The sequence below is a fragment of the Nocardiopsis alborubida genome, from assembly GCF_012396365.1.
Lineage (GTDB): Bacteria > Actinomycetota > Actinomycetes > Streptosporangiales > Streptosporangiaceae > Nocardiopsis > Nocardiopsis alborubida.
The window spans coordinates 38,095-64,171 of record NZ_JAAXPG010000027.1 but is presented as its reverse complement, the minus strand read 5'-3'; the positions used below and the strand labels follow the sequence as shown (position 1 = coordinate 64,171).

Annotated in this window: 24 protein-coding genes; 8 read left to right on the top strand and 16 right to left on the bottom strand. The window is 73.1% G+C overall.

Going from position 1 to position 26,077, the window contains the following annotated elements; translation table 11 throughout:
- Positions 1-50 precede the first annotated feature (50 nt).
- The gene (locus HGB44_RS24385; RefSeq protein WP_061081386.1) at positions 51-1,487 is read left to right on the top strand and encodes a serine hydrolase domain-containing protein; all 1,437 of its coding nucleotides are present in this window, start codon (positions 51-53) and stop codon (positions 1,485-1,487) included.
- A 144-nt stretch (positions 1,488-1,631) separates the two neighbouring features.
- Here HGB44_RS24385 and HGB44_RS24380 read toward each other — a convergent pair whose 3' ends face one another.
- From HGB44_RS24380 to fabG, 3 genes are all read right to left on the bottom strand, one after another.
- A complete protein-coding gene (locus HGB44_RS24380; RefSeq protein WP_061081387.1) occupies positions 1,632-2,393 on the bottom strand; it encodes an SDR family NAD(P)-dependent oxidoreductase in 762 nt (253 codons plus the stop codon).
- 213 nt (positions 2,394-2,606) lie between these two features.
- Entirely contained in the window at positions 2,607-3,371 is a 765-nt protein-coding gene (fabI, locus tag HGB44_RS24375) for an enoyl-ACP reductase FabI (protein ID WP_061081388.1), read from the bottom strand.
- An 86-nt stretch (positions 3,372-3,457) separates the two neighbouring features.
- Positions 3,458-4,162 carry a beta-ketoacyl-ACP reductase gene (gene fabG, locus HGB44_RS24370; RefSeq protein ID WP_017564393.1) on the bottom strand — a complete coding sequence of 235 codons (705 nt, stop codon included), beginning with the start codon at positions 4,160-4,162 and terminating at the stop codon, positions 3,458-3,460.
- Between the two features lie 292 nt (positions 4,163-4,454).
- Between fabG and HGB44_RS24365 the strand changes: the two genes are divergently transcribed.
- Both HGB44_RS24365 and HGB44_RS32745 read left to right on the top strand, forming a co-directional pair.
- A complete protein-coding gene (locus HGB44_RS24365) occupies positions 4,455-4,796 on the top strand; it encodes a hypothetical protein (RefSeq protein WP_061081389.1) in 342 nt (113 codons plus the stop codon).
- Complete coding sequence (locus HGB44_RS32745) at positions 4,793-5,788, top strand: helix-turn-helix transcriptional regulator (protein ID WP_061081390.1); 996 nt, start codon at positions 4,793-4,795, stop codon at positions 5,786-5,788. Before HGB44_RS24365 ends, HGB44_RS32745 begins: the two co-directional genes overlap by 4 nt.
- Here HGB44_RS32745 and HGB44_RS24355 read toward each other — a convergent pair.
- Positions 5,709-6,368, bottom strand: a complete 660-nt coding sequence (locus HGB44_RS24355; RefSeq protein WP_061081391.1) for a response regulator — start codon at positions 6,366-6,368, stop codon at positions 5,709-5,711. The genes HGB44_RS32745 and HGB44_RS24355 overlap by 80 nt on opposite strands.
- Positions 6,343-7,629 carry a sensor histidine kinase gene (locus HGB44_RS24350; RefSeq protein WP_061081392.1) on the bottom strand — a complete coding sequence of 429 codons (1,287 nt, stop codon included), beginning with the start codon at positions 7,627-7,629 and terminating at the stop codon, positions 6,343-6,345. The genes HGB44_RS24355 and HGB44_RS24350 overlap by 26 nt, the downstream gene beginning before the upstream one ends.
- A gap of 333 nt (positions 7,630-7,962) precedes the next feature.
- Between HGB44_RS24350 and HGB44_RS24345 the strand changes: the two genes are divergently transcribed.
- Both HGB44_RS24345 and HGB44_RS24340 read left to right on the top strand, forming a co-directional pair.
- Positions 7,963-8,730: an ABC transporter ATP-binding protein gene (locus HGB44_RS24345; protein WP_061081393.1), complete on the top strand. Its 768-nt coding sequence runs from the start codon at positions 7,963-7,965 to the stop codon at positions 8,728-8,730.
- A 5-nt stretch (positions 8,731-8,735) separates the two neighbouring features.
- Positions 8,736-11,546 carry an ABC transporter permease gene (locus tag HGB44_RS24340; RefSeq protein ID WP_061081394.1) on the top strand — a complete coding sequence of 937 codons (2,811 nt, stop codon included), beginning with the start codon at positions 8,736-8,738 and terminating at the stop codon, positions 11,544-11,546.
- Positions 11,547-11,749: 203 nt separating this feature from the next.
- Here the strand turns inward: HGB44_RS24340 and HGB44_RS24335 are convergent, their stop codons facing one another.
- From HGB44_RS24335 to HGB44_RS24320, 4 genes are all read right to left on the bottom strand, one after another.
- Positions 11,750-12,181, bottom strand: a complete 432-nt coding sequence (locus HGB44_RS24335; RefSeq protein WP_061081395.1) for a hypothetical protein — start codon at positions 12,179-12,181, stop codon at positions 11,750-11,752.
- A gap of 131 nt (positions 12,182-12,312) precedes the next feature.
- Positions 12,313-13,131, bottom strand: coding sequence for a polyprenol monophosphomannose synthase (locus tag HGB44_RS24330; protein WP_061081396.1), 819 nt, complete (start codon positions 13,129-13,131; stop codon positions 12,313-12,315).
- A gap of 130 nt (positions 13,132-13,261) precedes the next feature.
- On the bottom strand, positions 13,262-14,068 hold the full coding sequence (locus HGB44_RS24325; RefSeq protein ID WP_061081397.1) for a DeoR/GlpR family DNA-binding transcription regulator: 807 nt from the start codon (positions 14,066-14,068) through the stop codon (positions 13,262-13,264).
- Positions 14,069-14,120: 52 nt separating this feature from the next.
- The gene (locus HGB44_RS24320) at positions 14,121-14,348 is read right to left on the bottom strand and encodes a hypothetical protein (RefSeq protein WP_061081398.1); all 228 of its coding nucleotides are present in this window, start codon (positions 14,346-14,348) and stop codon (positions 14,121-14,123) included.
- A 94-nt stretch (positions 14,349-14,442) separates the two neighbouring features.
- On the opposite strand from HGB44_RS24320, the gene HGB44_RS24315 reads away from it, so the two are divergent.
- On the top strand, positions 14,443-15,267 hold the full coding sequence (locus HGB44_RS24315; protein ID WP_061081399.1) for a 4'-phosphopantetheinyl transferase family protein: 825 nt from the start codon (positions 14,443-14,445) through the stop codon (positions 15,265-15,267).
- A gap of 133 nt (positions 15,268-15,400) precedes the next feature.
- Here HGB44_RS24315 and HGB44_RS24310 read toward each other — a convergent pair whose 3' ends face one another.
- Positions 15,401-16,558 carry an acyl-CoA dehydrogenase family protein gene (locus tag HGB44_RS24310; protein WP_061081400.1) on the bottom strand — a complete coding sequence of 386 codons (1,158 nt, stop codon included), beginning with the start codon at positions 16,556-16,558 and terminating at the stop codon, positions 15,401-15,403.
- Positions 16,559-16,778: 220 nt separating this feature from the next.
- On the opposite strand from HGB44_RS24310, the gene HGB44_RS24305 reads away from it, so the two are divergent.
- Both HGB44_RS24305 and HGB44_RS24300 read left to right on the top strand, forming a co-directional pair.
- Complete coding sequence (locus HGB44_RS24305) at positions 16,779-17,801, top strand: LysR family transcriptional regulator (protein ID WP_061081401.1); 1,023 nt, start codon at positions 16,779-16,781, stop codon at positions 17,799-17,801.
- Between the two features lie 212 nt (positions 17,802-18,013).
- A complete protein-coding gene (locus HGB44_RS24300) occupies positions 18,014-19,324 on the top strand; it encodes an ABC transporter substrate-binding protein (RefSeq protein ID WP_061081402.1) in 1,311 nt (436 codons plus the stop codon).
- Between the two features lie 124 nt (positions 19,325-19,448).
- Here HGB44_RS24300 and HGB44_RS24295 read toward each other — a convergent pair whose 3' ends face one another.
- From HGB44_RS24295 to HGB44_RS24270, 6 genes are all read right to left on the bottom strand, one after another.
- On the bottom strand, positions 19,449-20,105 hold the full coding sequence (locus HGB44_RS24295; RefSeq protein ID WP_061081415.1) for a TVP38/TMEM64 family protein: 657 nt from the start codon (positions 20,103-20,105) through the stop codon (positions 19,449-19,451).
- A 90-nt stretch (positions 20,106-20,195) separates the two neighbouring features.
- Positions 20,196-21,647, bottom strand: coding sequence for a sensor histidine kinase (locus HGB44_RS24290; RefSeq protein WP_231972489.1), 1,452 nt, complete (start codon positions 21,645-21,647; stop codon positions 20,196-20,198).
- Positions 21,648-21,725: 78 nt separating this feature from the next.
- Positions 21,726-22,514 (bottom strand): TIGR03943 family putative permease subunit, encoded by a 789-nt coding sequence (locus tag HGB44_RS24285; protein ID WP_061081404.1) that lies wholly within the window; start codon positions 22,512-22,514, stop codon positions 21,726-21,728.
- Positions 22,511-23,617 (bottom strand): permease, encoded by a 1,107-nt coding sequence (locus HGB44_RS24280; protein WP_061081405.1) that lies wholly within the window; start codon positions 23,615-23,617, stop codon positions 22,511-22,513. Before HGB44_RS24280 ends, HGB44_RS24285 begins: the two co-directional genes overlap by 4 nt.
- Positions 23,618-23,721: 104 nt before the next feature.
- Positions 23,722-24,429, bottom strand: coding sequence for a DUF6518 family protein (locus tag HGB44_RS24275; RefSeq protein WP_061081406.1), 708 nt, complete (start codon positions 24,427-24,429; stop codon positions 23,722-23,724).
- Between the two features lie 7 nt (positions 24,430-24,436).
- Positions 24,437-26,068 (bottom strand): alanine/glycine:cation symporter family protein, encoded by a 1,632-nt coding sequence (locus HGB44_RS24270; RefSeq protein ID WP_061081407.1) that lies wholly within the window; start codon positions 26,066-26,068, stop codon positions 24,437-24,439.
- Positions 26,069-26,077 lie beyond the last annotated feature (9 nt).

Sequence of the window (26,077 nt, the reverse complement as noted above, 5' to 3'; positions counted from 1 at the left end):
CATGGTACGGTCATAATCGTATGGAGATACGGTTATCGAAAGGCCCCCTCATGCCCCGCCCCCTCACCCACATCCCCCTCGCCCTGTGGCTCGCCCTGTCCCCCGTGGTCACAGCCCCACCGAACGACCCGGCTCCCACCGACCCCGCCGACCCCGCCGACCCCGCCGCAATGGACGCCTACGTCCAAGAACGCATGGCCGCCACCAACACCCCCGGGCTGGCCTACGCCGTGGTCGGCCCCGAGGGCGTCGAGCACCGGGGGGCCTTCGGCGTGGACGGCGACGGCGCCCCGGTCGACGAGCACACCCCGTTCCTGTGGGGGTCGGTGGCCAAGCCCGTGGCCGCCACCGCCGCGCTGGTCCTGACCGAGGAGGGGCGCCTGGACCTGGACGCCCCGGTCGAGGAGTACCTGCCGGTCTTCGCGCAGTTCGGCGCCGACCCCACCGTGCGCGACCTGCTCACCCAGACCTCGGGCCTCACCGCGCGGACCGCCGCCGCCACCAGCGACCTCTACGGCGAGGAGGCCCCGGGCCTGGACGCGCGGGTGGCGCGCATCGCCGCCTCGGAGCCGGGGGACCCCGGCACGCACGAGTACAGCAGCGCGAACTACCTCGTGCTGGGCGCCGTGATGGAGGAGGTGACCGGCGACCTCGGCGCCCACCTGCGCGCGAGCGTCCTGGAACCGATGGGGATGGACGGCGTCTTCACCAGCGCGGCCCAGGCGCGGGAGGCGGGGCTGAGCGCGGGTCACCGCACGCTGTGGGGCGTGCCGGTGGCCGACGCGGACGGCGTGGACGACGCGGGAGCCGCCTACGGCTACCTGGGCGGGGACGTCACCGACCTGGCCTCGTTCGCACGGGCGCAGTTGGAGGCGGAGCCTCCCGTGCTGGACGCCGCCGCCCTGGAGCGGGCCCGCACGGGACTGGTCCCGGTCCCCGGTTCGGCGCAGGAGTACGGCCTGGGCTGGCGCGACACCGCCCTGTCCGACCTCGGTGAGCCGATCGTCTTCCACGGCGGGTCGACCCCGGGGTACGTGGCGATCGTGGTGGTGCTGCCCGGGCGCGAGAGGGCGGTGGCGGTCCTCCAGAACACCTACGACATGCTGCGCGACAACGGGATCCAGGCGGTCGCCTTCGGGCTGGCCCACATGGTCGCGGGCGGCGGCTCCCCCTCCTCCCCCGGCACCGACCCGCTGTACCTGGCGTCGGTGTGGACGCCCACGGCCGCCGCGGCGGCGCTGGGGGCGGGTGCCGTCGCGGCCGTGCGGGTCCGGCGGCCCCGCCGGTGGGCGACCGGGCTGTGGTCGGCCCTCGGACTGGTCGCCGTGGTCGCGGCGGCGGGGCTGACGGCGAGCTACGGCCTGCGCCCGGCCCTGACGTGGGTGCCCGACGTGACGGCGGCGACGCTGGCCGCGGGCGTGCTCGGCGCCGCCGTCGTGGTCCTGCGCCTGCTGGCGCACCGGCGCGACACCCGATCCCGGATCTGACCCCCAGCGCACGGGGCGACGCCGCCGTCATGGTCCCGCGCCCGCTGGCACACCGGCGCGACACCCGATCCCGGATCTGACCCCCAGCGCACGAGTCGGCCCGGCCGCGGCCGGCGCGCTCAGATCCGGCCGCGGCGGGCATGCTCAGATCCGGTCGAGGAACCCGCCGTCGACCATCAGGTTCTGCCCGGTGACGTAGGTCGCGGCCGGGCTGGCCAGGAAGGCCACCGCGCGGGCGACCTCGTCGGGGTGGCCCAGGCGGCCGTAGGGGATGCGCTCGCGGACGGACTCGTAGAACTCCGGGTCGTTCTCGCGGCGGCGTTCCCAGCCCCCGCCCGGGAACTCGATCGGTCCGGGAGAGACGGTGTTGACCCGCACCCCCTCCCCCGCCCAGGCGCGGGCCAGCGAGGACGCGTGGTGGTTGAGCGCGGCCTTGACCGCGCCGTAGGAGCGCGGTCCGGCGGGCACGGTGGTGTGCAGCGCCGAGGTGCTGGAGATCAGCACCACCGCGCCGCCGCGCCCGGAGGCCAGCAGGTGGGGCCGGGCCGCCTCGGTCAGGCGCACGAACGGCATCAGGTCGGCCGCGAAGCCGCGCTCCCACTGGTCGGGGGTGGGCGCGCTGCCGCCGGAGACGTTGGACACCAGCACGTCCAGGCCGCCGAGCTCGGCCGCGGCGTCGTCGACGAAGGCGGGCAGCGCGTCGTGGTCGGTGACGTCCAGGGCGCGCGAGAACACCCGTGCGCCGGTCTCCTCCAGCTCCCGGGCCGCCTCGGACAGCGGTTCGGGGGTGCGCGCGCAGATCGCGAGGTCGGCGCCCTCGACGGCGAACAGCTGCGCGATGGCCCGGCCGATCCCCCTGCTGGCCCCGGTCACGGCGACCCGTGCCCCCGTCAGTCCCAGATCCATACCCCGTCCCCTTCAATTTCGGCTCGCACGGCCGCCTGCCAGGGTCACACGCGCCGCTTCCGGCACACGGGTGTACACACCGCACCTGCCCCGCGACAGCAGACGGGCGGGCCGCCCCTGGGGGTGGCCCGCCCGCGTCAACCTACCGCACGCGCGCGCCGCGGCACCGGTACCGGAGAGCCGGGGTCGGTGCGGTCGGCGCGGTCGGGACGGTCAGGCCCCGGTGGAGTGGAAGCCGCCGTCGACGTGGACGATCTCGCCGGTGGTGGCGGGGAACCAGTCGGACAGCAGCGCCACGACCGCCTTGGCCGCGGGCTCGGGGTTGGTGACGTCCCAGCCCAGCGGGGCGCGCTCGGGCCAGTGCTTGGCCAGCTCGGAGAACCCGGGGATGCTGCGGGCGGCCATGGTGCTCAGCGGCCCGGCGGAGACCAGGTTGACCCGGATGTTCTGCTCGCCGACGTAGCGGGCCAGGTAGCGGGCGGTGGAGGTCAGCGCGGACTTGGCCACGCCCATCCAGTCGTAGATGGGGTAGGAGACGCTGTTGTCGAAGTCCAGGGCCACGACCGAGCCGCCGTTCTTCATCAGCGGCATCAGCGAGGTGGTCAGCGACTTCAGGGAGAAGGTCGAGGTGTGCATGGCCGTGGCCACGTCCGACCACTCGGTGTTGAGGAAGTTGCCGCCCAGGGCGTCCTGCGGGGTGAAGCCGATGGAGTGCACGACGCCGTCGAGGCCGTCCACGTGCTCGCCGACGCGGGCGGCCAGGGTGCCGAGCTGCTCGTCGTCGGTGACGTCCAGCTCCAGGATCGGGGGCGTCTCGGGCAGGCGCTTGGCGATGCGCTCCACCAGGCTCAGGCGACCGTAGCCGGTGAGCACGACCGTGGCGCCCTGCTCCTGGGCCAGGCGGGCCACGTGGAAGCCGATGGAGGAGTCGGTGAGCACCCCGGTGACGAGGATGCGCTTGCCTTCGAGGATTCCCATGTTCGGGTCGTCCGTCCTGTCTTTGGTCCGTTGCGGAAGGGGAGCCCTTCCGGTGGCTGAGGGAGAGAAAAAGGGGGCGGACCCGGTCAGTGGCCCATGCCCAGGCCGCCGTCGACGGGGATCACGGCTCCGGAGATGTAGGCGCCGCCGGGCCCGGCCAGGAAGCCCACCGTCCTGGCGATGTCGTCGGTGGAGCCGAGGCGGCCCAGCGGGACGTTCTTCTTGATCTCGGCCTGGCGGTCCTCGGACAGGACCGCGGTCATGTCGGTCTCGATGAAGCCGGGGGCGACGACGTTGACCGTGATGTTGCGCGAACCCAGCTCGCGGGCCAGGGAGCGTCCGAAGCCGACCAGACCCGCCTTGGAGGCGGCGTAGTTGGCCTGGCCGCCGGAGCCGAGGAGGCCCACCACGGAGGAGATGAGGATGATGCGGCCCGAGCGCTTGCGCATCATGCCGCGCACGGCGCGCTTGGCCACGCGGAAGGAGCCGGTGAGGTTGGTGTCCAGCACGGAGGAGAAGTCGTCCTCGCTCATCAGGGCCAGGAGCTGGTCCTTGGTGACCCCGGCGTTGGCCACGAGCACCTCGACGGGGCCCTGCGCCTCCTCGACCTCCTTGAAGGCGGCGTCGACCTGGGCGGAGTCGGTGATGTCGCAGCGGACACCCAGCAGGCCCTCCGGGGGCTCGCCGGAGCGGTAGGTCACCGCGACGTCGTCTCCGCCCGCGGCCAGTTCACGGGCGATGGCCAGACCGATTCCGCGGCTGCCGCCGGTGACCAGTACCGAGCGCGACATAGGGGCTCCTCTTCTCCTGCGGCTGCTGTGATCAGCCACGACGTGGTGTTCCGGGGGTGGGACCGCATTGCAGCGTACCGAGCTACCCGGCGGTAGACGTAACCGAGGCGGACAGGGACGCCGATCCGCCCATGTGCGGGGATTCCGGACACGCAGGGGGGAGGCCCTGAGCACGGCGGGCGGTGGTGAGGTGTGTCACCGCCCGGCCGAGCAGGATCACGACAGCGCGGGACGGCGGCGGAGGGCACGATCGTGGGGAACGACACGCGCCGCGGCACGAAGGAGGAGCACGGTGATCAGAAGGCTGTGGCACGGGTGGACGTCTCCCGCCGACGCGGACGCCTACGAGCGGCTGCTGCTGGACGAGGTCTTCCCCGGTATCGTCGCGCGGGACCTGACGGGGCTGCGCGGCCTGGAGGCGTGGCGCCGTCCGGAGCTGGCGGGTGAGGTGGAGTTCGTGACGGTCATGTCCTTCGACGACGTGCGCGCGGCCGCCGCGTTCACCGGAGGCGACCCGGACGCGTCGGTGGTCCCCGAGCGCGCTCGCGCCCTTCTGAGGCGGTTCGACGAGCACTCGGCGCACTACGACCTCATCGGCGACGGGTTCTCTCCGCGGAGGGGCTCCTCCCGGTGATCCCCTCCCCGCCCCTGCGCCGCCTCACTCTCGCCGACGCCGGCGGGGTGCGGGTCACCGACGTGCTCTGTTCGGCTCCGCGCGCGCCGCTGGGCGCGGAGGAGGCCGCGGGACTGCCCCGGCTGGTGCTGCCGGTGGACGGTGTGTTCTCCTGCCAGGTACGGGGGACCCCGCACATCGTGGAACCGGGGAGCGCCCTCCTCCTCCAGGCGCAGGAGCCCTACCGGTTCGGACATCCGGCCGGGGGCGGGGACGCGTGCGTGGTGGTCGCCCTGTCCCAGCGGCTGTGGGACGAGGCTGTCGAGACGGGTCCGCCCCCGACGAGCCGTCTGGTGCTGGATCCGCGCGAGCAGCTGGGAACGTCGGTCTTCCGCCGCGCCCTGCGCGAGCGGGCCCGCGATCCGGACGCCGTACGCGAACTGGCCCTCGTCCGGGTGGGAGAGGTCCTCACGGCCGCGGGAACGGGGCGGGAGGGCGCACGGGTGTCGCCCGCCCACCGCCGTGTCGCCTGCGCCGCCGCCTCCTTCGTCGCCGAACACCACGCCGATCCGGTCCCGCGCCTGCTCGACGCGGCCGCCTCCGCGGCGGGCTGCTCCCCCTACCACCTGGCCCGGGTCTTCCGGGCGGTCCAGGGAGTCACCCTGCACGGGTTCCGTGAGCGGCTGCGCCTGGCCTCCGCGCTGCGGTCCCTGTCGGAGGGGTTCGACGACCTGTCCGCCCTGGCCTCCTCCCTCGGCTACGCCAGCCACTCCCACTTCACCGAGCGCCTGCGCCGGTCGGTGGACGCGACCCCGTCGCAGGTGCGCTCCCTGCTGGGCGGCGGGAGGAGACCGCCGGAGCGCGCCCCGGACCTCGGGATGACGGGGAGCCTCCCGTCCGGCGGCGGATCCGCCGCCGGGCGGACCGACCCCCTCAGGCCCAGCCCGCGTCGTGGGCCAGGATGGCGGCCTGCACCCGGTTGGACATGCCCAGCTTGGCCAGGATGCGGCTGACGTGGGCCTTCACCGTGGCCTCGCGCATGCCCAGGTCACGGCCCGCCTCGGCGTTGGACCTGCCCCGGGCCACCGCGAGGAGCACCGACCGTTCGCGCTCGCTGAGCACCGACAGGCGGCGCACAGCCTCGGCGCGGCCCGCCGCGGAGTCGGCGGGGGCGGGGGCGGCGAAGCGTTCGAGCATGCGCTTGGTGACGCTGGGCGCGAGCATCGCGTTGCCCTCGTGGACGGTGCGCACCGCGCCGATGAGGTCGCGCGGCGGGGTGTCCTTGAGCAGGAAGCCCACCGCGCCGGCCCGCAGAGCGCTGTGCACGTACTCGTCGAGGTCGAAGGTGGTCAGCAGGACCACGCGGGGCGGCCGGGGCAGAGCGGTGAGGCGGGCGGCGGCGGTGATCCCGTCGGTGCCCGGCATGCGGATGTCGAGCAGCACCACGTCGGGGGTGAGCTCCTCGGTCAGGCGCACGGCCTCGGCGCCGTCGCCGCCCTCGCCCACCACCTCGATGTCGGGGGCCGAGTCCAGGATCATCCGCAGGCCGGATCTGACCAGGAGTTCGTCATCGACCAGGAGCGTGCGGATCACCTTCGGAAACCTCTTCCTGCGTGCCGGATGGATCGTCGGTTCGCACGATAGCGCGCAGACGCCACCCGCCGTCGGGGCACGCCCCCGCGCTGAGGCTGCCACCGGAGAGCACGACGCGTTCGTGCAGCCCGGTCAGACCGAAACCGCTGCGGGGCATGGGCGAGGCCGGGCCACGCGCGGGCGCGTTGGCCACCTCCACCTCCAACTGGCGGTCGGCGTAGTGCAGGCGCAGGGTGACGGCGGCGCCGGGCGCGTGCTTGGCGGCGTTGGTCAGCCCCTCCTGGACGATCCGGTAGGCGGTGCGCTGGACGCCCGTCGGCAGCGGGCGGACCTGACCGCTTTTTTCGCGGTCGATCGGCATCCCGGCGGCGCGCCACTCCTCCACCAGGCGGTCCAGGTCGGCCAGGACCGGTTGGGGTGCGGTGGGCGCCGCGTCGGTGTCGTCGCGCAGCACCCCGAGGATGCCGCGCAGTTCGGTGAGGGCCTCGCGGCCGGTGGTTCGGATGAGCCCGGCCGCCTCGACGGTGCGCGGGTCCTCGGAGGAGACCTCCAGCCCGCCCGCGTGCAGCACCATGAGGCTGACCCGGTGGGCGACCACGTCGTGCATCTCCCGGGCGATGCGGGTGCGCTCGGCGGTGAGGGCCTGCTCGGCCATCATGTGCTGTTCGCGTTCGAGGCGCTCGGCGCGCTCGTGGAGCCGGTCCATGAGCTGGCGGCGGGTGCCCACCCACAGGCCGAAGGTCATCGGCACGACCAGCACCATCGCGATCAGGGAGATCGGCATGAGGACGCTGGTCGGGTAGGCGACGACCATGGCCAGGCTGAACAGGGCGAACCAGCCCACCAGCAGGCGCCGGTTGGCGTGGTACACCGAGTACGAGTACAGGGCGATCATGGCCGGGACGAAGTTGGCGAAGCACAGCAGCAGCACGAACGCGGTGACGAGCATCCACTGCGGGGAGCTCCGCCGCAGGAGCACCGTCGCCCCGGCGAACAGCACCGGGATCACGTAGAGGACCACCACGGAGACCAGGGCGAGCGAGATGTTCAGGGAGGCCAGGGCCACGGGGACGGCCCCGACGAGCCCGCGGAACAGGCCGAGCTGGAAGCTGCCCAGCAGTTGCAGGAGTCCGCTGAACAGCAGCGGCAGCACGGCGTAGAGCCAGTCGGCGATGGTCAGGCGGCGGGCCCACCACCACTCCCAGTTCTTGTTCCACAGGGCACCGACGGCTCTGCCCTGGTCGCTCACCCAGCTCCTCATGGTGCGGATTCTACGGCGGCGCCCCTGGTGAACCGGTGTGCGCGCCGGGCCCGGTCCCGCGCGGTCCGATCGTCGGTCGGCGCGCGAAAGCCCCGGTGGAGAAGGGCCCGTGGCGGGTTCGCCACAGCGGGTGACCCGCCGACCCCCGACGAAAGTCGGTGCGTCGGCCAGACGAAGGAGTCGCGAACCCGCCCGTCACCGTTCCTTTGGCCGAGTCGCGAATCGGCCCAGCGGGGGACGCCCGGGCCGGGCGGGCGGACCTAGCGTGGTGGGAGCCGGGCAGGAGAGTCCGCCCGGCCCGCACACCATCCCCGAATCCTGGAGCTGTCTGCCGTGACCGAGTCCACTGTGAAGCCCGACCCCACGGTCACCTCACCACCGGTGGTGGTCGCCCGGGGCCTCACCAAGACCTACGACACCGGCGGCAGCCAGGTCCACGCGCTGGCCGGGGTGGACGTGGAGTTCCACCGGGGGGCCTTCACCGCGATCATGGGCCCCTCGGGGTCGGGCAAGTCCACCCTCATGCACTGCCTGGCCGGGCTGGACGTGCCCACCGGGGGCACCGTGCACCTGGGCCGCACCCAGATCACCGGTCTGCGCGACGCCGAGCTCACCCTGCTGCGCCGCGACCGGATCGGGTTCATCTTCCAGTCGTTCAACCTGCTGCCGATGCTGACCGCCGAGCAGAACATCCTGCTGCCGTCGCAGATCGCCAAGCGCGGGGTCGACAAGCAGCGCTTCGACCACATCATCGACGTGGTGGGGCTGCGCGACCGGCTCGACCACCTGCCCGCCAAGCTCTCCGGCGGCCAGCAGCAGCGCGTGGCCGTGGCCCGCGCCCTGCTCAACGCGCCCGAGGTCGTCTACGCCGACGAGCCCACCGGCAACCTGGACTCGCGCTCGGGCACCGAGGTGCTGTCGTTCCTGCGCGACTCGGCCCGCGACCTGAACCAGACCATCGTCATGGTCACCCACGACCCCGTGGCCGCCTCCTACGCCGACCGCGTGGTCTTCCTGCGCGACGGCCGCCTGGTGGACGAGGTCGTCGAGCCCACCGCCGAGCTGGTCTCCGCGCGGCTGCTGAAGCTGGAAGAGGCCTGAGGGACATGCTGCGCACCACACTCGCCGGGCTGCGTCTGCACAAGTCCCGGTACGTCACCACCGTGCTGGCGATCCTGCTGGGGGTCATGTTCGTGTCGGGGACCATGGTCTTCGCCGACACCCTCAACGCCAGCTACGAGAAGTCCGTCATGGGCTCGGCCACCAGCGTCGACACCATCGCCGTGCCCACCGAGCCCGAGTTCGACCCCGAGAGCACGGAACCGCCCGAGGAACCGGTTCCGTTCACCGACGAGCAGCTGGACGCGGTGCGGGCGCTGCCCGAGGTCGCCGGCGCGGGCGGCCTCCTGAAGAGCGAGGCCGTGCTCCTGGACTCCGACGGCCGGGCGGTCGGCTTCATGCCTCCCGCCGCGGTCGGACTGGGCGAGGTCAGCCGGTTCTCCGCCGACGAGGGCTCGCTGCCCGCGAGCGGGGACGAGATCGCCCTGGCCACCTCCACCGCCGAGCAGACCGGCTTCGCGGTCGGCGACACGGTGACCGTGCTCGACGCCGAGGGGGACAAGCGCGACTTCACCCTCACCGGGCTGGTCGAGTTCGGCGTGGACCCGTCCTACAGCTCCGGGGGCGCCGTCGTCTTCGACCCGGACACCACCCGGGAGATGACCGGCGTGACGGGCTACGCCGAGATCGACGTGCTCGCCGCGGAGGGCCGCACCCCGCAGGAGGTGACCGACGCCGTCGCCGCGGAGCTGGGGGGCGCGGCCGAGGTGAGCACCGGTGAGCAGTTCGGTCTGGACATGGCCGAGAGCGTGGGCGGCCAGGCGGAGATGATGCGCATCGCGCTGCTGCTGTTCGCCTTCATCGCGATGTTCGTCGCCGGGATCGTCATCTACAACACCTTCGCCATCCTCATCGCCCAGCGCCAGCGCGAGCTGGCCCTGCTGCGGTGCGTGGGCGCCAAGCGCGGCCAGGTCTTCCGGTCGGTGCTGACCGAGTCGGTGGTCGTGGGCCTGGTCTCCTCCGCCCTGGGCGTGCTGGCCGGTGTGGGCGTCGGCATGGCCGGTGCGACCTACGGCGGCCCGCTGCTGGGCTCCGGGGAGGCGGTGCCCGTGGTGATCACGCCGACGGCGGTCCTGGTCGGACTCGCCGTGGGAACCGTGGTGACCGTGTTCTCCGCGATGGTCCCGGCCACGCGCGCCACCCGGGTGGCGCCGCTGGCGGCCCTGCGCACCAGCGCCACCGCCGCGGGGCTGGAGAAGGGCACCGGCTGGATCCGCGTCGTCTTCGGCCTGCTGACCTTCGCGGTCGCGGCCGTCCTGGTGGGCCTGACCCAGATGATGGGACCGGACACGATGGGCCCGGTCATCGTCACCGCCGCCGCCCTCACCGCGTTCGTGGGCGTGGTCGTGCTCGGGCCGCTGCTGGTACGCGGCATCGTGCGCGTGGTCGGCGTGCCCCTGCGGAAGGTGGGCGTGCCGAGCATGCTGGCGGTGGACAACTCCACCCGCAGCCCGCGCCGCGCGGCCACCGCGATGATCGCCCTGACCGTGGGCGCCACCCTCATCACCGGCTACTCGGTGATCAGCGCCTCCGTCGAGACCACCCTGAGCCAGCAGCTCGAGGAACAGTTCCCGGTGGACTACCAGATCACCCCGCAGTTCTCCTTGGAGAGGACGGGGACCGCCACCGAGACGGCCGAGGACCCGGAAGGCGCCGAGGACCCGGAGGCCTCGGAGCAGACCGGAGGCGCCGAGCAGACTCCCGCCGGTGGCGAGGAGGCCGCGGCCCAGGACGCGCCCGCCGAGGGCATGGCCGGGGAGGGTCCCGCCGACGGCGCCGAGGGTCCCGTCGAACCCGGGGAGCCGGGCGAGGGCGCGATCGCCGGTGAGGACTCCGGCGCGCAGGCTGCCCCCGAAGCCGGGGCGACCGAGGTGCCGGAGTTCCCCACCATCCCGAGCGAGGTCCGGGTGGCGCTGGAGGGCCAGTCCGCCCTGGGCAAGGTCATCGGCCAGCGCAGCACCTACGTCGAGACGGACGGCGACCAGTCGTTTCCCGTCTACACCTACCCGGGCGCCGAGCTCGGCGTCGACCTCACCAGCGACACCGTCGAGGGAGACGTCACCGACATGGGTCCGGGCCGGGCCACGGTGACGGAGGGCTACGCCGAGGGCGCCGGGGTGGGCGACACCCTCACCCTCCCGGCCGAGGACGGGCAGGACCTGTCCGTGGAGATCGTCGCGGTCGTGGAGGACATGCAGTCCCTGACGGGCGTGACCCTGCACCCGGAGGACTTCGCCGCGGCCTTCCCGTCGGTGGACGAGGACGAGATGCTGCTCATCCGCGCCGCCGAGGGAGCCGACGCCGCCGAGGTGCGCGACGCGGTCTACACCGCGGTCGAGGACTACCCGACCATGCAGGTCGGGTCGGCCGCCGAGATGAAGAACCAGTTCTCCGAGGTTTTGGACATCGCCTTCTACACCATCGCGGCCATGCTGGGGCTGGCGATCATCATCGCGGTGTTCGGCATCTCCAACACCATGGCGCTGTCGGTGCTGGAGCGCACCCGTGAGTCCGCGCTGCTGCGGGCGCTGGGTCTGGCCCGGGGCCAGCTGCGCCGGATGCTGAGCGTGGAGGCCGTGCTGCTGTGCCTGATCGGCGCCGGCATCGGCATCGTGCTGGGCGTGGTGTTCGGCTGGGCGGCCGGGGCCTCGGTCCTGCCGGGCATGGTCTTCTCCGTGCCCTTCGGCCAGATCGCGGTGTTCATCGCGATCGCCGTCCTGGCCGGGCTGCTGGCCTCGGTGCTGCCCGCCCGCCGGGCGGCGTCCACCTCCATCACGGGGGCGCTGGCCAGCGAGTAGGCCGTCGCCGCCCCGCGGGCGCGCGCGTCGCCGCAGCGGGAAACGCGCGGGCCCCCTTCCGCCTCCGGGCGGAAGGGGGCCCGCGCTCTCGGCGTTCTCCCCCTCGCCGAACAGGGTCTTCCTCCGTCCGGGGCGCCGCACCTCACGTGACCCGCCTCGGACGGCGCGTCCCGGGCGGCACAGCCCTCAGGCGGCGCAGTGCCTCACGTGTCCGGGGCCCCCGTGTCCCTGGGGTCCTCGGCGTCCGGAACGTAGCCCGCCGTGTCGGTGGTCCGGTCGCGCTCGTCGTCCCGGTCGCCGTGGGGCGTGTCCGCCGGATGCTCGTAGGGCCTGTCGGGGTGCTCGCTCCGCACGGCCGCGCCCTCGTCGACGTCGGGCGTGACGTCGTCGGACTCCTCGTGCATGGCCTCCTGCTCGGCGCTGCGGGTCTCCCCTCCCCAGCTCTCGCGCGGGTAGAGGTCGCTGCGCTCGGAGCGCACCCCCTCGTCGATCCCCCGCGGCTCGGCCGAACTGTCGGTCCCCGGCATGTCGGGGTCCTCGAAGTCGTACTCCTGGATGTCGTAGTCGGCCTCGATCCGCCGCTCCCGGGCGACGGCCTTGCTCAGTTCGGGGTCGTCCCCCATGTCGGTGTCCACGTCATAGGGCTCTTCAGTCATGTTCGCCCCCTTTCCCTCGTTAGTCCCGTGCCCCAAACCGGCGTACCTATGTCACCCGCGGGAGCACGGGGCGGCGGGGCGGACCGGGGGCGTCCGCGCGGCGGGACCCGCTACCGGCGGCGGGCGCGCTCGGCACGGCGCAGCAGCAGCGGGCGCAGGGCGGCCTCCAGAGCGACGGAGCCGTCGAGCTTGCTCTGGCCCACCACGCGGTCCTCGAAGTGGATGGGGATCTCCACCATCTTCTGCCCGCGCCGGTAGGCCCGGTAGTGCATCTCCACCTGGAAGGCGTAGCCGGTGCTCTCGATGCCGGGCAGGTCCAGGACGCGCAGCGCCGAGGCCCGCCAGATCTTGAAGCCCGCGGTGACGTCGCGGATCGGGATGGACAGCACGGTCTTGACGTAGGTGTTGGCCCAGCCGCTCAGGAGGCGGCGGCTGAGGTTCCACTGCTCGGACAGGCTGCCGCCGGAGACGTAGCGGCTGCCGATCACCACGCCCGCGTTGGTGGCGTGCAGGGTGCCGAGCAGCTGGGGCACGTAACCCACGGGGTGGCTGAGGTCGGCGTCCATCTGCACCACGTAGTCGGCGCCCTCCTCCAGGGCGCGGGTCATGCCCGCGACGTAGGCGCGCCCCAGACCGTCCTTGCTGGTGCGGTGGACGACGCCGACGCGTCCGGCGGACTCGACCGCGAGCTTGTCGGCGACCTCTCCGGTGCCGTCGGGGGAGCCGTCGTCCACGACCACCACCCGCAGCCGCGGCAGGTCCAGGGCCATGAGCCGGCCCACCAGCACGGGGAGGTTGTCCGCCTCGTTGTAGGTGGGCACGACCACCGTCACCCGGGACTCGGCCCACGGTGCGGGGAGCGCCACGGGTTCGGGGGTGACGCGCACGGGAGGGGAGGACGGCTGCTGGGGAGTCGGCTGGGAGGACATGCGCGGCGGCTCCTGCGGGATCGGACGGGTGGTGCGGGACGGGCGGAGCGTACGCGGGATACGCGTGTGAACGGTAGGGTACGCGGTCCTTTCCTCTGTTCGCAGAGGAAAAGTTCCCCTTTGTCCTCCCTCACTGCCCCCGCTCCTGGGCGACCACCGCGACGTGGACGAGGGCGCCCGTCTCCTCCAGGGTCATCAGCACCTCGGGGTCGGCGCTGCTGTCGGTGACCAGGTGGGCGATCTCCTCGGGGGCGACGGTGGGCACCATGGTGTCGGCGCCGATCTTGGTGTGGTCGGCCAGGACGATGGTCTCCTCGGCGCAGGCGGCCAGGGCACGGTCCACGCTGGCCACGGCCGGGTTGGGGGTGCTCAGGCCGCGGTCGGCGCTGACCCCGTTGCCCGAGAGGAAGGCCCGGTTGACGCGCAGCCCGGCCAGGCTCTCCTCCGCCGCGGCCCCGACCAGGGCCCGGATGGGGCCGTGCAGGGTGCCGCCGGTCACGACCACCTCGACACCGGCGGCACCGGCCAGGACGTCGGCGACGCGCAGGGAGTTGGTGACCACGGTCAGGTCGGTGCGGGTGAGGAGCGCGCGGGCGAAGGCCTCGGCGGTGCTGCCGGGACCGATGGTGACGGCGTCACCGGGGCGGACCAGGCGGGCGGCCGCGATGGCGATGGCGGCCTTCTCCGCGGCGCACTGGCCGCTCTTGCCGGAGTAGCTCTGCTCGTGGCCGATCCTTCCGGGCAGGGCGACCCCGCCCCGGCGGCGGTCGACCAGCCCCTCGGTCTCCAGCGCGCGCACGTCGCGGCGGATGGTGACCTCCGAGGCGCGGACCTTGACGGCGATGTCGCGCAGGGACATGGTGCCGTTGGCGCGCACGAGTTCGAGAATGCGCTCCCGGCGGTCGGCGGCGAACGCCGGACGGTTCTCCTCGGCCATGGACCCACTTCCGTGCTCTGTTCGGGCACGGGCCACGGTCCCGCGCGACTCCCTAGACTACGGACCCGTCGGCGGTGGGAACCCGTCCGGGCCGGACGGCGTCCTCGGGCACCGACTGCTCCGGAATCCTCCCGGAGGCGGTTTCGGGCCCCTCGGCCTCCGCGGCGGCCTCCTCCTCGGGAGTCTGGGGCCCCTCCCGCAGAAGGGTGACGACGACGATCACCGTGAGCGCCACCAGACCGACGAGCGCTCCCGCGCCGAGCAGTACCACGACAGACATCTGGGCCTCCCAGGGGACGGGCTGACCTGCCAATAACCGAATTCCCGGTTTGGGTTGACCTCACACCACCGAACGCGGGGAAGATCGGGACACAATGGGGGACATGAAGCTCGATCCGGCACCACTGCCCACCGAGGTGTGGTGGGTACGCACCTCAGCCGCCGACGACCGCCTGCTGCGCCTGTTGGACGAGGAGGAACGGTCACGCAACGCCCGCTTCCGGCTCCAGGCCGACCGCGACCGGCACCTGCTGGGCCGGGCGGTGTCCCGGCTGCTGCTGGCCGAGCGGGCCGACTGCCCGCCCGAGAAGGTGACCTTCGCCTTACGCTGCCGTTCCTGTGAGGAGAAGGAACGCGCGGGCGCCAGCCGGGGCGAGGACTCCGCGCAGGGCCCGCACGGCAAACCCCACCCCTCCGGCCCCGCCGAGGGGTGGGAGGTCTCCGTCAGCCACTCGGGCGAGTGGGTGGTGCTGGCCCTGGCCCGCGGGGTGCCCGTGGGCGTGGACGTGGAACGCGTGTCCCCGGCCCGCGACTTGGAGGGCCTGGCGGGCTACACGCTGGGCGAGTCCGAGCAGCGGACCTGGGAGCGCCTCTCCCCCGCCGACCGGATCGGCGCCTTCTTCCGCTACTGGGCCCGCAAGGAGGCGCTGCTGAAGGCGACCGGCCTGGGCCTGTCCGGCGGGATGCGGCGGGTGCTGGTGAGCCCGGCGGACGCCGCCCCCGAACTGCTGGCCTGGGAGGGCGGCGGGGGTCCGGAGGCGGTGGCGCTGGCGGACCTGGAGGTCGGGGCGGCCTCGGACCGGGGCGGGGAGGAGTACCGTGCCGCGCTGGCGGCGCTGACCGACCGGCCGCTGGAGCTGGAGCTGCGTCCCCACGAGGAGACCGTCAGGCTGCTGCGCTCCCGGCCGGGCGGCGGCTGAAGCCCGGGGGCGGCCGGGCTCCCGGGAGAGGACCGGAACCTCCCGGGGCCGGGCCGCCCCGGCCCCCTCAGGCGTTCTCGCGTGCCGGGCGGCGGGTGCGCGCGGCGGTGCCCTCCTGCGCGCGGGAAGGCGGTCAGGCTCCCTCGCGGGCCAGGTGGCGGCTGATGACCATGCGCTGGACCTGGTTGGTGCCCTCCACGATCTGGAGCACCTTGGCCTCGCGCATGTAGCGCTCGACGGAAAAGTCGCGGGTGTAGCCGTAGCCGCCGAAGACCTGCACGGCGTCGGTGGTGACCCTCATGGCGGTGTCGGTGGCCAGGAGCTTGGCCATGGCGGCCTGCTTGCCGAAGGGGCGCCCGGCGTCGCGCAGGCGGGCGGCGGACAGGCAGAGCTCGCGGGAGGCGGCGACCTGGGTGGCCATGTCGGCGAGCATGAAGCCCACACCCTGGAAGTCGCCGATCGCGCTGCCGAACTGGCGGCGTTCGCGGGAGTAGTCCACGGCGGCGTCGAGGGCGGCCTGGGCGAGGCCGACCGCGCAGGCGGCGATGCCGAGGCGCCCGGAGTCGAGGGCGGACAGAGCGATGCCGAAACCCCTGTCCCGCTCGCCCACCAGGGCGTCGGCGCCGAGGCGGACGTCGTCGAAGAGGACCCCGGCGGTGATCGAGGAGTTCATGCCCATCTTGCGTTCGGGGGCCGCCGAACCCAGGCCGGGGGTGTCCGCGGGGACGTGGAGGCAGCTGATGCCGCGGGCGCCGGAGTCGGGTGCGCCGGTGCGGGCGAAGAGCGTGTAGTAGTCGGCCTGGCCGCCGTGGGTGATCCAGGCCTTGGCTCCGTTGACGCGGTAGCCGTCCCCGTCGGCCTCGGCACGGGTGGCCAGGGCGGAGGCGTCGGAGCCCGAGGCGGCCTCGGACAGGCAGTAGGCGCCCAGGAGGTCGCCGCCGAGCATGCCGGGCAGGTGGGCCTCCTTCTGCGACTCGGAGCCGAAGGAGGCGAGGGGGTAGCAGGACAGGGTGTGCACGCTCACGCCCAGGCCGACCGCGAGCCAGCCCCGGGCCAGCTCCTCCACCACCTGGAGGTAGACCTCGTAGGGCTGGTCCCCGCCGCCGTACCGGCCGGGGTAGGGCAGGCCGAGCAGTCCGGCGCCGCCGAGCACGCGGAAGACCTCGCGCGGGAACAGGCCGCCCTCCTCGTCCCCGGCGGCCCGCGGGGTGAGCTCCTTGTCCACGATCTCCCGGGTCAGTTCCAGGAGCTGCTCCGCCTCGGGGGTGTGCAGCGTACGTGCGACCGTCATGAACCTCTCCCGCGCCTGTCCGACATGTGGACACCTAGTAGGACGTCCAACTATATGGTGACGCACGGCACCCCCGCTCCACAAGCCGGATGCGCCCGGCACTCCGTTCCCTTGGACAGCGCACCACCCTGGTCGCCGTTCCGTTAGACGGGGCGGGCCGCCGCGCCCGCGGCGACAACACGTCTGTACACGAGCCCCCTCCTCGTCCTAGATTCCACGCATGGACCTCGAACTCCGCCACCTGCGCACCATCTGCCTCCTGGCCGACACCGGCAGTGTGACCAAGGCGGCCGCCGCGCTCTCCACCTCCCAGCCCGCACTGACCACACAGCTCCAGCGGATCGAGCGCGAGGTCGGCGGTGCGCTGTTCCACCGCGGACGTTCGGGGGTCCGTCCCACCGAGCTGGGCGACTTCGTGCTGGTGCGCGCCCGCTCGGTCCTGCTGTCCATGGACGACCTGCTGCACGACATCACCGCGCGCGGGGCCTCCCCCACCACGCTGCGCGTGGGCGGGGTCGGGCCACTGACGCTGGAGCTGTCGGCCCGCATGCCCGAGGTCTTCCCGAACGTGCCGGTCCACGTGCGCACGGAGTACTCCCCCAAGCTGGTCACCGACCTGGTCCGCGCGGGCCGCCTGGACCTGGGGACCACGATCGACTACGTGGACCGCGACCTGTCCACGGACGGCCCCCTGTCCTGGGCGATGCTCTCGGTGGAGCCGCTGCACGTGGCGCTGTGGGCCGGCCACCCCCAGGCGGACCGGCCCCTGGTCCGGCTGGGCGACCTGGAGGGGTCCCCGTGGGCGCTGACCCCGCCGGACGGCACCGGCTGGCCGGAGTGCTTCTACCTGGCCTGCCAGCGGGCCGGGTTCACCCCCGAGGTGCCCTACCGGCTCTACGACCGCTCCGAGATCCGCGACCTCATCGCCGACCGCCGTGCGGTCGCGCCGTGCCAGTCGGACTTCGACACCGGTCCGGACGTGGTGATACGCCCCTTGGAGGGCGCGCCCATCCAGCTGCGCCACCTGTTGGTCTGGCGGCGCGACAGCCCGATCCAGCAGGCCTCCGACACCATCGCGCGGCTGGCCCGCGAGATCCTGCGCGGCCCGTCCCGCACCCTGCCCCCAGTGCCCCCGGGCGCCGCCGGGTCCGCCGCGCAGGCCGCGGACGGCTCCGCGTCCGGCATCGGCCGTGCGCCGAACGAGCGGTGCGGCGGACGCGCGCCGGGGGCGCTCAACGGCTGACCCGGACACACCCCCATGCCCTCCCACCTGGACACACGTCACATGACGACCGGTCGGTTTGAGCGGTCGGGTGACACGCGTAGAGTGTTTACCCGCAAGTAACGTACTGGTGAGTAGACGTACCCCCGCAGTCCGCTCCGCAGACACGTACCTCCCCCACGGGCCCCGCCCCGCCCGTTCCGCGAAGGCACGACCGAGTCCAGGACACCATCATGCGACCACTGAGAATCCTCTCCTCGACGCTGGCCGTCACGGTTCTCCTCACCTCCTGTTCCAGCGGCACGGACGGCTCCGACAGAGCCGACACCCGCGGAGTGACGGACGACGCCGTCGTCATCGGCACCCACCAGCCGCTCACCGGGGCGGCCTCCCCGGGTTTCCGCCACGTCTCCACCGGCGCCCGCGCCGTGTTCGACTACATCAACGACAACGGCGGCATCCACGGCCGCCGGATCGAGTACCAGGTCCAGGACGACGCGTTCGACCCCGCGCAGACCATGGAGGCCACCCGCAGCCTCATCGACGACCAGGAGATCTTCGCCATGCTCGGCGGCCTGGGCACCCCCACCCACGAGGCCGTGATCGAGGAGCTCAACGAGGCGGGCGTCCCCGACCTGTTCGTCTCCTCGGGCGCCCTGGCCTGGGACCAGCCCCAGGTCTACCCCTACAGCTACGGCTTCCAGGTCGACTACACCCGGGAGGCCAAGATCCAGGGCCAGTACATCGCCGAGAACTTCCCCGGCGACCGGGTCGGCCTGCTCTACCAGAACGACGACGTGGGCCCCTCCTCCCACGCGGGGATCGAGCAGTACCTCACCGAGGAGATCGTGGCCTGGGAGTCCTACGACCCCGGCGTCCCCGAGCTCGCCGGACAGGTCGAGGAGCTCAAGCGGTCGGGCGCCGAGGTCGCCGTCTGCCACTGCATCCCCGCCTTCCTGGCCCTGGCCGTCCTGGAGGCCACCGCGATCGGCTACACGCCGCAGTGGGTGGCGCCCAGCTTCGGCGGCGACGTGGCGGTGGCCACCGGGCTGATCGAGGAGTACGCGCAGGGCACGGCGGCCGAGAACGTTCCGCCCGAGGCCTTCCTGGACGACCTGATCATCACCGCGTTCCTGCCGATGGCCGCCCAGCGCGAGGACCCGTGGACCGAGTTCTTCCTGGAGATCCACGAGCAGTACAACGAGGGCACGCCCTTCACCGACACCACCGTCTACGGCATGGTGCAGGCGGTCCTGTTCGCCCAGGTGCTGATGGAGACCGGCCCCGACCTGACCCGGGAGAGCCTGCTCGCCACCCTCAACTCCCACGAGTGGACGGGGCCCGGCCTGGTGCCGTTCAACGCCACCGAGAACGACCACAGCGGCTACGCCGGGGTGATGGTGGTGCAACACCACGCCGGTGAGGAGCCCGAGCTCCTCCAGGAGCCCATGGTCACCGACAGCGATGGCGGGCAGATCCTGCCCTTCGAGCTGGACCGCCCCTCGCCCGACGAGGTGGCCCTCTTCGGGGGATCCGGCGGGTAGACCGGGGGCCGGTGGCGGCGGACGAGCGGCACCGCCACCGGTTCGGACCCGGCGGGCGGCACGGCCGTCACAGGAGCGCGGGTGTCCGCGACCGCCGAGGGGGCCCGTGCGTCCGGGACGGGCCTCAGGCCCGCGTCCGCCCGCGGCGCGAGCGCACCCACCACAGCGCGCCGATCACCACCGCGAGCACCGCCCCGGCCACGGCCACCGGCGGACCCAGGTCCGTGCCCCCGACGCCGACCAGCACCAGCGCCGCCGTGCTGGGCACCCCGCCCAGGAGGGTGCCCAGCGCGAAGGGCCACATCCGCATCCGGGTCAGCCCGAAGCCGTAGTTGACCACCTGGTAGGGGACGACCGGGATCAGCCGCAGCTGGAGCACCGCCAGGAGGGCGCGCCCGCCCGCCAGGGCCTCCAGCCGGGTGCGGGCCCCCTGGGGCAGCCGCCGGTCCACCGCGTCGCCCGCCACGTGGCGGGCCACCGAGAACTGGGCCAGGGCCGCGCACACCCCACCGGCCAGGGCCAGGACCAGGCCCAGGGACATTCCGAAGAGCAGGCCAGCGGCGGCGTTGAGGGCGGGCCGGGGCAGGAAGGCGAACACCCCGAGCAGGTACACGCTCAGGTAGGCCAGCGGGGCGGCCGCTCCGGCGTCCTCCACCCAGGCCTGGAGGGTCTCCAGGTCGGGGCCCCACAGCAGCGCCGACACCAGCAACGCCGCCCAGAGCAGCAGCAGGACGAGCCGCGACACGTCCGCGGCGCGCACACCGCGCGTGTCCTCACCCATGGCCACAGCGTACGTCCGGCGCCGGACCCCCGCGGAACCGGCTGATCCGCGCCGTTCGGGGCGAACAGGGCGAACGGGGCGCGGTCCGCGCTATTCGGGACGGTCGGAACGCCCGAGGCGCTCAGGGTCCTCGGGCTCCTCGGAGGCCTCGGGGAGGCGGAGGATGAACGCCGCCCCGCCGAGCAGTTCGCTGTGCCCGGCCAGCAGGCTGCCGCCGTGGGCCCGCGCGATCTCACGGGAGATGGCCAGCCCCAGGCCGCTGCCGCCGGGATCGAGCTCCCGCGACTCGCTCAACCGCGCGAAGCGCTCGAAGATCCGCTCCCGCTCCCCCGGCGGAATCCCCGTCCCGTCGTCGTGCACCTCCGCCACGGCGAAGCCGTCCTCCCGCCGGACGATGACGTCGACGCGGGACCTGGCGTGCCGGTCGGCGTTGGCGACCAGGTTCGTCAGGAGCCGCACGAGGCGCAGGCGGTTGGCGTCGACGCGGACCGGGCCGGAGGAGTGCAGCCGCAACTCGGGAGTGCGGCGATCGGACAGGAACTCCTCCGCGACCAGCGCTGACAGGTCCAGCCGTTCCTGGACGGGCGCGGTCCCGGTGTCCAGGCGGGCGAGTTCGAGCAGGTCCGCGACGATGTTCTCCAGCCGCTCGGTGTCCGAGAGCAGGCCGGTGAGCAGCCCCTCACGCATGCGGGGGTCGGGATCGGGGTCGGAGAGCTCCATCTCCAGCTTGATCCGCATCCCGGCGATGGGGTTGCGCAGCTCGTGGGAGGCATCGGAGACGAACCGCCGCTGCCGGGTGACCGCCTCCTCCATCCGCTCCAGACTGTGATTGGCGGTACGGGCCAGGTAGGCGATCTCGTCGTCGCTCCCGGGCACCGGGAGCCTGCGGTGCAGGTCGCTGACGGAGAGGGTGTCGAGCTGGGCCCTGATCTGCTCCACGGGGCGCAGCGCGCGGCCGACCCCGTACCAGATGGTGATCCCGGTGATGGTGAGCAGGACACAGGCCATCACCACCAGCGCGTCCTCCAGCACGTGGGTGGCCACGACCTGGGGCGTGCCCACCGCCGCCAGGACCACGACGTCGCCGTAGGCCGTGTCGTCGACGGCGTAGCCCGACACCAGCAGACAGGTCCGGGGGTCGATTCCCGCGACCGGCCCGCAGACCGTGGTGTCCACCCGTGGATCGGAGGTGGTGGGACGCTCCGCGGTCAGCTGCGGCTGCCCCTCCAGGGCGTCGCTGGAGGCGAGCACCTCGCCGGAGTCGCGCGCGACGACCTGGATCCGCAGGACGGACTCCCCGTCGGGGATCAGCTCCGGATAGCGCTGGACCGCGATGTGGTCGGCGACGTCGCGGGCCTCCTCCGCCGCCAGGTCGCGGACCTGCTCGACGATCGCCTCGCGGACGAGGAAGATGGTCAGGGCCAGGCCCAGTCCGGTGACCACGGCCAGCGCCGCGACCGCGCCGAACGTGACCCGGGCCCGAATCGACCGGGGACGTATCCGATCCCACACCCTCCCGGGCCCGTCATCCCAACCTGGCACCGACCCATTGTCACCCAGAGGGCCGGACATCCGTCGAAGCGACGGCGGTGTGGCGGCGCTCGGCGAGCGGACCGGCGGTTACTGCTCGTAGGGAGAGGGCGGGTCGCTGACCTCCTCCATCTCCAGGACCTCGAACTCGTGCTGGCTGACGTCGACGATGTCGCCCTCGGGCTCGACCCAGGTGCCGCGCACCGTCCACCAGGTGTCGGTCTCCGGCGCGGGCTCGTTGGAGATGTGCACCTTGTTGACGATGGCGTCGGCGGCGCAGCAGGACATCTGGAGGCGGGCCAGGAACCAGCCGTCCCCCTCGGGATCGGGCACCGCGAAGCCGGTCAGCTCGATCTCGCGCCCCGCCAGCTGGCGTTCCTCGTCCACCCAGGCGCGCATCACGAACTGGCGGATGTCCATCGCGACGACCTCGCCGGGCCCGGCCTCGGCCAGCCCGTCGTCGAAGCGGCCGGGGCGCGCCTGCTCGGGCGGCGGGGCGGAGGAGCTGGCGGTGGACTCCACGGTGTAGGCGCCCAGCGCGGGCGGGGCGACGACGAAGACCGCGAGCACCGGCAGCAGGAGCAGCCAGGCCACCCTGGGAGCACGGGAGTGGTCGTGCCCGTGGTCGTCTCCGTGGTCGTCGGCGGAGTGGTCGGAGTGGTCGGAGTGGTCCTCGGAGGCGGTCGCGGCCGCCCTCTCCCCGCGCAGCTCGGCCACGATGATGAGCACGCCGAGCACGGCCATGACCACGCCCGCGGCGATGAGGAAGGGACCGAAACCCGCCTTGACCCAGTTGAGGTAGAGGTCGGTGGCCACCGTGCTGGTCAGCGCGGCGGCGCCGAGCAGGACGAGGGTGAGCCCCTGGGCGATACGGTTCACAGGACGAGGCCTCCGATCAGGAAGGTGCTGAGCAGCCCGACCAGCAGGCACAGCGGCGCGAAGCGCACCACGAAGCGCCAGCCGAACACGCCCGCCTGCATCGCGAGGAGCTTGAGGTCGACCATCGGGCCGATCACCATGAACGCGAGCTTGGCGGTGGGCGAGAACTCGGTGAGGCTGACCGCGACGAACGCGTCGGCCTCGGAGCAGATGGACAGCAGGATGGCGAGCAGGGCGAGCACGAGCACCGAGACGACCGGGAGTCCGGCCACCGTCACCAGCCACTCGCGCGGGACCAGGACGTTGAGGGAGGCCGCGGCCAGGCCGCCGACCACGAGGTAGCCGCCCGCGTGCATCATGTCGTGCAGCATGGAATCGCGGAAGACGACCCACCGGGACTCGCCGGGGGTGTGCGTGCGCGCGGGCAGGCGCAGCCAGTCGGTGCGGCCGAAGCGCACCCAGATCCACCCGACGACCACGGCGGCCAGCAGCGAGGCGACGAACCGGGCGAGCACCATCTCGGGCTGCCCGGCGAAGGCCACCGCGGTGGCGATCATGACGATCGGGTTGATGGCGGGCGCGGCCAGCAGGAAGGTCAGCGCGGCGGCGGGAGCGACCCCGCCCTTGATCAGGCTTCCGGCGATGGGGACCGAGGCGCACTCGCATCCGGGCAGCAGGGCGCCGGAGGCCCCGGCCACCGGCACCGCCCGCGCAGGGTTGGAGGGGATGAAGCGCTGGTAGACCGAGGCGGGGACGAACGCGGTGAGCGCCGCCGACAGCGCGACGCCGAAGACCAGGAAGGGCAGCGCCTGGAAGCTGATCGCGGTGAAGATGGTGGCCCAGGCCAGGAAGGCGTCACTGGTCAGCCGGTCGGTGACCCAGGCGTGCCCCATCGCCATCGCGGTGATGAAGAGGGCGAACAGCCAGACGGTCCCGGTCCTGCGCTGACCGCTCCCGCGCCCCCAGTCCTCGGGGGGCAGTTCGTCGCCGCGGTCGCTCCACCCCCCGGCGAGGGTGTCGCCGAGCGAGGCGGAGGCCTTGGGCGGGGCGGAGCCGGGCACGGCTGGATCAGGTGCGGCGGCGGGCGTCGTCCGGTCGGACACGGTGGTACTCCGCGGTGGTCGGGTGGGAACTCCACGCATCGTACCGAAAATCGTTTTCGCCCGTCAGCGTCCCACTCCGGCCTGTGGACAACCACCCCCCGGTTTCAACCGAGATAGCCCATCCCGGCCAGAAAAATAGTCTTCTGCGCTGCCCACACACCCACGTACCACACCAGTCCCGCGGGCACCGTCGCGGCGAGCGCCCGCGGCCGGTCCCCGGCCCTGCGGGCCACCAGCAGGACGAGCACGACGCCCACCAGCACGTAGAACGCGGACTGGGCGAACATGGGCGCCGGCGAGCGGGGCAGGGTCGTCTCCGGCGACACGATCCGAAAGTGCGCCCAGTCCAGCACCGGGAGCAGCGCGTCGGCGAGGAAGACACCGCCCAGCAGGCCGAGCCCCACCAGGCGGCGCGGACGGCGCTCGTGGCGGATCCACGCCCCGGCGGTGGTGAGCAGCGGACCGGCCGCGCACGCGGCCAGCAGCCACAGCCAGGCCGGGAGCAGCCATGCCACGGGGTCGAGGAGGGCGCCCGGCCCGTCGGTGAGGGCGGTGATCACGCCGTAGTAGCAGACCACGGCGCTGAGCAGGGCGACGGCTCCGCTGACCGGCACCTGCCACGGGGCCAGCCGCGTGCTCGCCCACAGGCCCAGCAGGATCGCGACGGCGCACCAGCCCGCCGCCGCGTCGGTGAAGAGGCCGCCGAACACCCAGGGCAGCAGGGCCGCCCCGAGGAGGGAGAGCGCGCCCAGGGCGGGCCCGGCCGCGGCGGCCGCGAGGAACACCAGAGGGGAGGGGGATGCCTTCGTCATACCCCGGTTATCGCTCCGTGCCGGAGCCCGGGTTCTCCTCATCGGGTCCGTCGTCGCCGTCGGAACGGTCCGCGTCACCCGCCTCGTCCACGGCCGTCGCGCCGTGCGGCTCCGCCTCCTCCGGGCCGTTCTCCTCCCCGTCCCCCGCGTGCTCCGCCGCGACGGCCCCCGGGTCCGGAGGCGCCTCTCCCTCATCGCGGGGCACGTCCTCGGGCTGGGGCCCGGAGGCCGGGCCCCAGCACTCCACGTTGCGCAGACCGGGCATCTTGGAGAGCGTGAACTGGGGGTCCAGGCCGTTGCGCAGCTGGCGGCTGTAGTCGGCCAGCAGCCGGAAGGCGACTCCCGACAGCGGCGCCAGGGCCAGCAGGTTGACGGTGGCCATGACCCCCATGGAGATGTCGGCGAGGTTCCACACCAGGGTCAGGGGCGCCACGGAGCCGAGGAAGACCGCCGCCAGGACCGCGTAGCGGAAGTAGGTCATGTGCTGGGGACTGCTGTCCAGGAACTGGAGGTTGGTCTCCCCGTAGTAGTAGTTGCCCAGCACGGAGGTGAAGGCCAGAAGGAAGAGGATGACCGTGAGCGCGTGGAGCGACCACTCACCCAGGCTGGCCTCCAGCGCCCCCTGCGTGACCTGGATGCCCCTGTCCTCGCCGTACTGGGGACCGTGGACCAGGACGATGAAGGCCGTCACCGAGCACACCAGCCAGGTGTCGAAGTACACGCCCAGGGTCTGCACGAGCCCCTGCTTGACCGGGTGGGAGACCGAGGCGGTGGCACCGGCGTTGGGGGCCGACCCCAGGCCCGCCTCGTTGGAGAACATGCCGCGCCGCATGCCCTGGACGATGGCCGTGCCCACTCCCCCGGCGACGAACTCGCGCGCGCCGAACGCCGACGCGAAGATGTCGCCGACGACCCGTGGCAGCTCCCCTATGTTGAGGGCGACCACCCACAGGCCGAGCAGGATGTACAGGACGGCCATGAGCGGGACCAGCGCCTGGGCGGCGTGCGCGATGCGCCGGACCCCGCCGAAGATCACCAGCGCGGTCAGGCCCACCAGCACCAGCCCGATCACGGCCGACAGCAGCAGGCCGGGCGTCCCGCCGAGGGCTCCGACGGAGGTGGACACGGCGGCGGCGATGCTGTTGGCCTGCACCGTGTTGAACACCAGGCTGAAGGTCACGGTGATGATCACCGCGAACAGCACGCCCATCCACCGCCTGCCCAGCCCCTTCTCCATGTAGTAGGCCGGGCCGCCCCGGAAGCCGGTGCTGGTGCGCACCTTGTACAGCTGGGCCAGGGTGGACTCCACGAACGCCGCGGCGCCCAGCACCGCGGCCATCGTCCACATCCAGAACACCGCGCCCGGGCCGCCCAGGATGATCGCGGTGGACACGCCGACGATGTTGCCCGTCCCCACCCGTGAGGCGGCCGAGATGGAGAAGGCCTGGAAGGAGGAGATCTCCCGCCTGCCGTCGGGGGCCACGCCCGGGGCGCTGCCCAGGACTCGGAACATCTCCGGCAGCAGGCGCACCTGCACGATCCCCGAACGCACCGTGAAGTAGACGGCGAGGACGATCAGGAGCGGGATGAGGAAGTAGCTCCAGAAGAAGTCGTTGACGGCGACGACTGCGTTGTTCACGCGCTCCCC

Excerpts from the sequence above, each read along its gene's own strand:
- HGB44_RS24340 (WP_061081394.1), top strand. The coding sequence starts at position 8,736 with ATGCTGCGCACCACACTCGCCGGGCTGCGTCTGCACAAGTCCCGGTAC.
- HGB44_RS24320 (WP_061081398.1), bottom strand. The coding sequence starts at position 14,348 with ATGTCTGTCGTGGTACTGCTCGGCGCGGGAGCGCTCGTCGGTCTGGTG.
- fabG (WP_017564393.1), bottom strand. The coding sequence starts at position 4,162 with ATGTCGCGCTCGGTACTGGTCACCGGCGGCAGCCGCGGAATCGGTCTG.
- fabI (WP_061081388.1), bottom strand. The coding sequence starts at position 3,371 with ATGGGAATCCTCGAAGGCAAGCGCATCCTCGTCACCGGGGTGCTCACC.
- HGB44_RS24305 (WP_061081401.1), top strand. The coding sequence starts at position 16,779 with ATGGACCTCGAACTCCGCCACCTGCGCACCATCTGCCTCCTGGCCGAC.
- HGB44_RS24310 (WP_061081400.1), bottom strand. The coding sequence starts at position 16,558 with ATGACGGTCGCACGTACGCTGCACACCCCCGAGGCGGAGCAGCTCCTG.
- HGB44_RS24350 (WP_061081392.1), bottom strand. The coding sequence starts at position 7,629 with ATGAGGAGCTGGGTGAGCGACCAGGGCAGAGCCGTCGGTGCCCTGTGG.
- HGB44_RS24325 (WP_061081397.1), bottom strand. The coding sequence starts at position 14,068 with ATGGCCGAGGAGAACCGTCCGGCGTTCGCCGCCGACCGCCGGGAGCGC.
- HGB44_RS24385 (WP_061081386.1), top strand. The coding sequence starts at position 51 with ATGCCCCGCCCCCTCACCCACATCCCCCTCGCCCTGTGGCTCGCCCTG.
- HGB44_RS24315 (WP_061081399.1), top strand. The coding sequence starts at position 14,443 with ATGGGGGACATGAAGCTCGATCCGGCACCACTGCCCACCGAGGTGTGG.
- HGB44_RS24295 (WP_061081415.1), bottom strand. The coding sequence starts at position 20,105 with ATGGGTGAGGACACGCGCGGTGTGCGCGCCGCGGACGTGTCGCGGCTC.
- HGB44_RS24380 (WP_061081387.1), bottom strand. The coding sequence starts at position 2,393 with ATGGATCTGGGACTGACGGGGGCACGGGTCGCCGTGACCGGGGCCAGC.
- HGB44_RS24300 (WP_061081402.1), top strand. The coding sequence starts at position 18,014 with ATGCGACCACTGAGAATCCTCTCCTCGACGCTGGCCGTCACGGTTCTC.
- HGB44_RS24275 (WP_061081406.1), bottom strand. The coding sequence starts at position 24,429 with ATGACGAAGGCATCCCCCTCCCCTCTGGTGTTCCTCGCGGCCGCCGCG.
- HGB44_RS24330 (WP_061081396.1), bottom strand. The coding sequence starts at position 13,131 with ATGTCCTCCCAGCCGACTCCCCAGCAGCCGTCCTCCCCTCCCGTGCGC.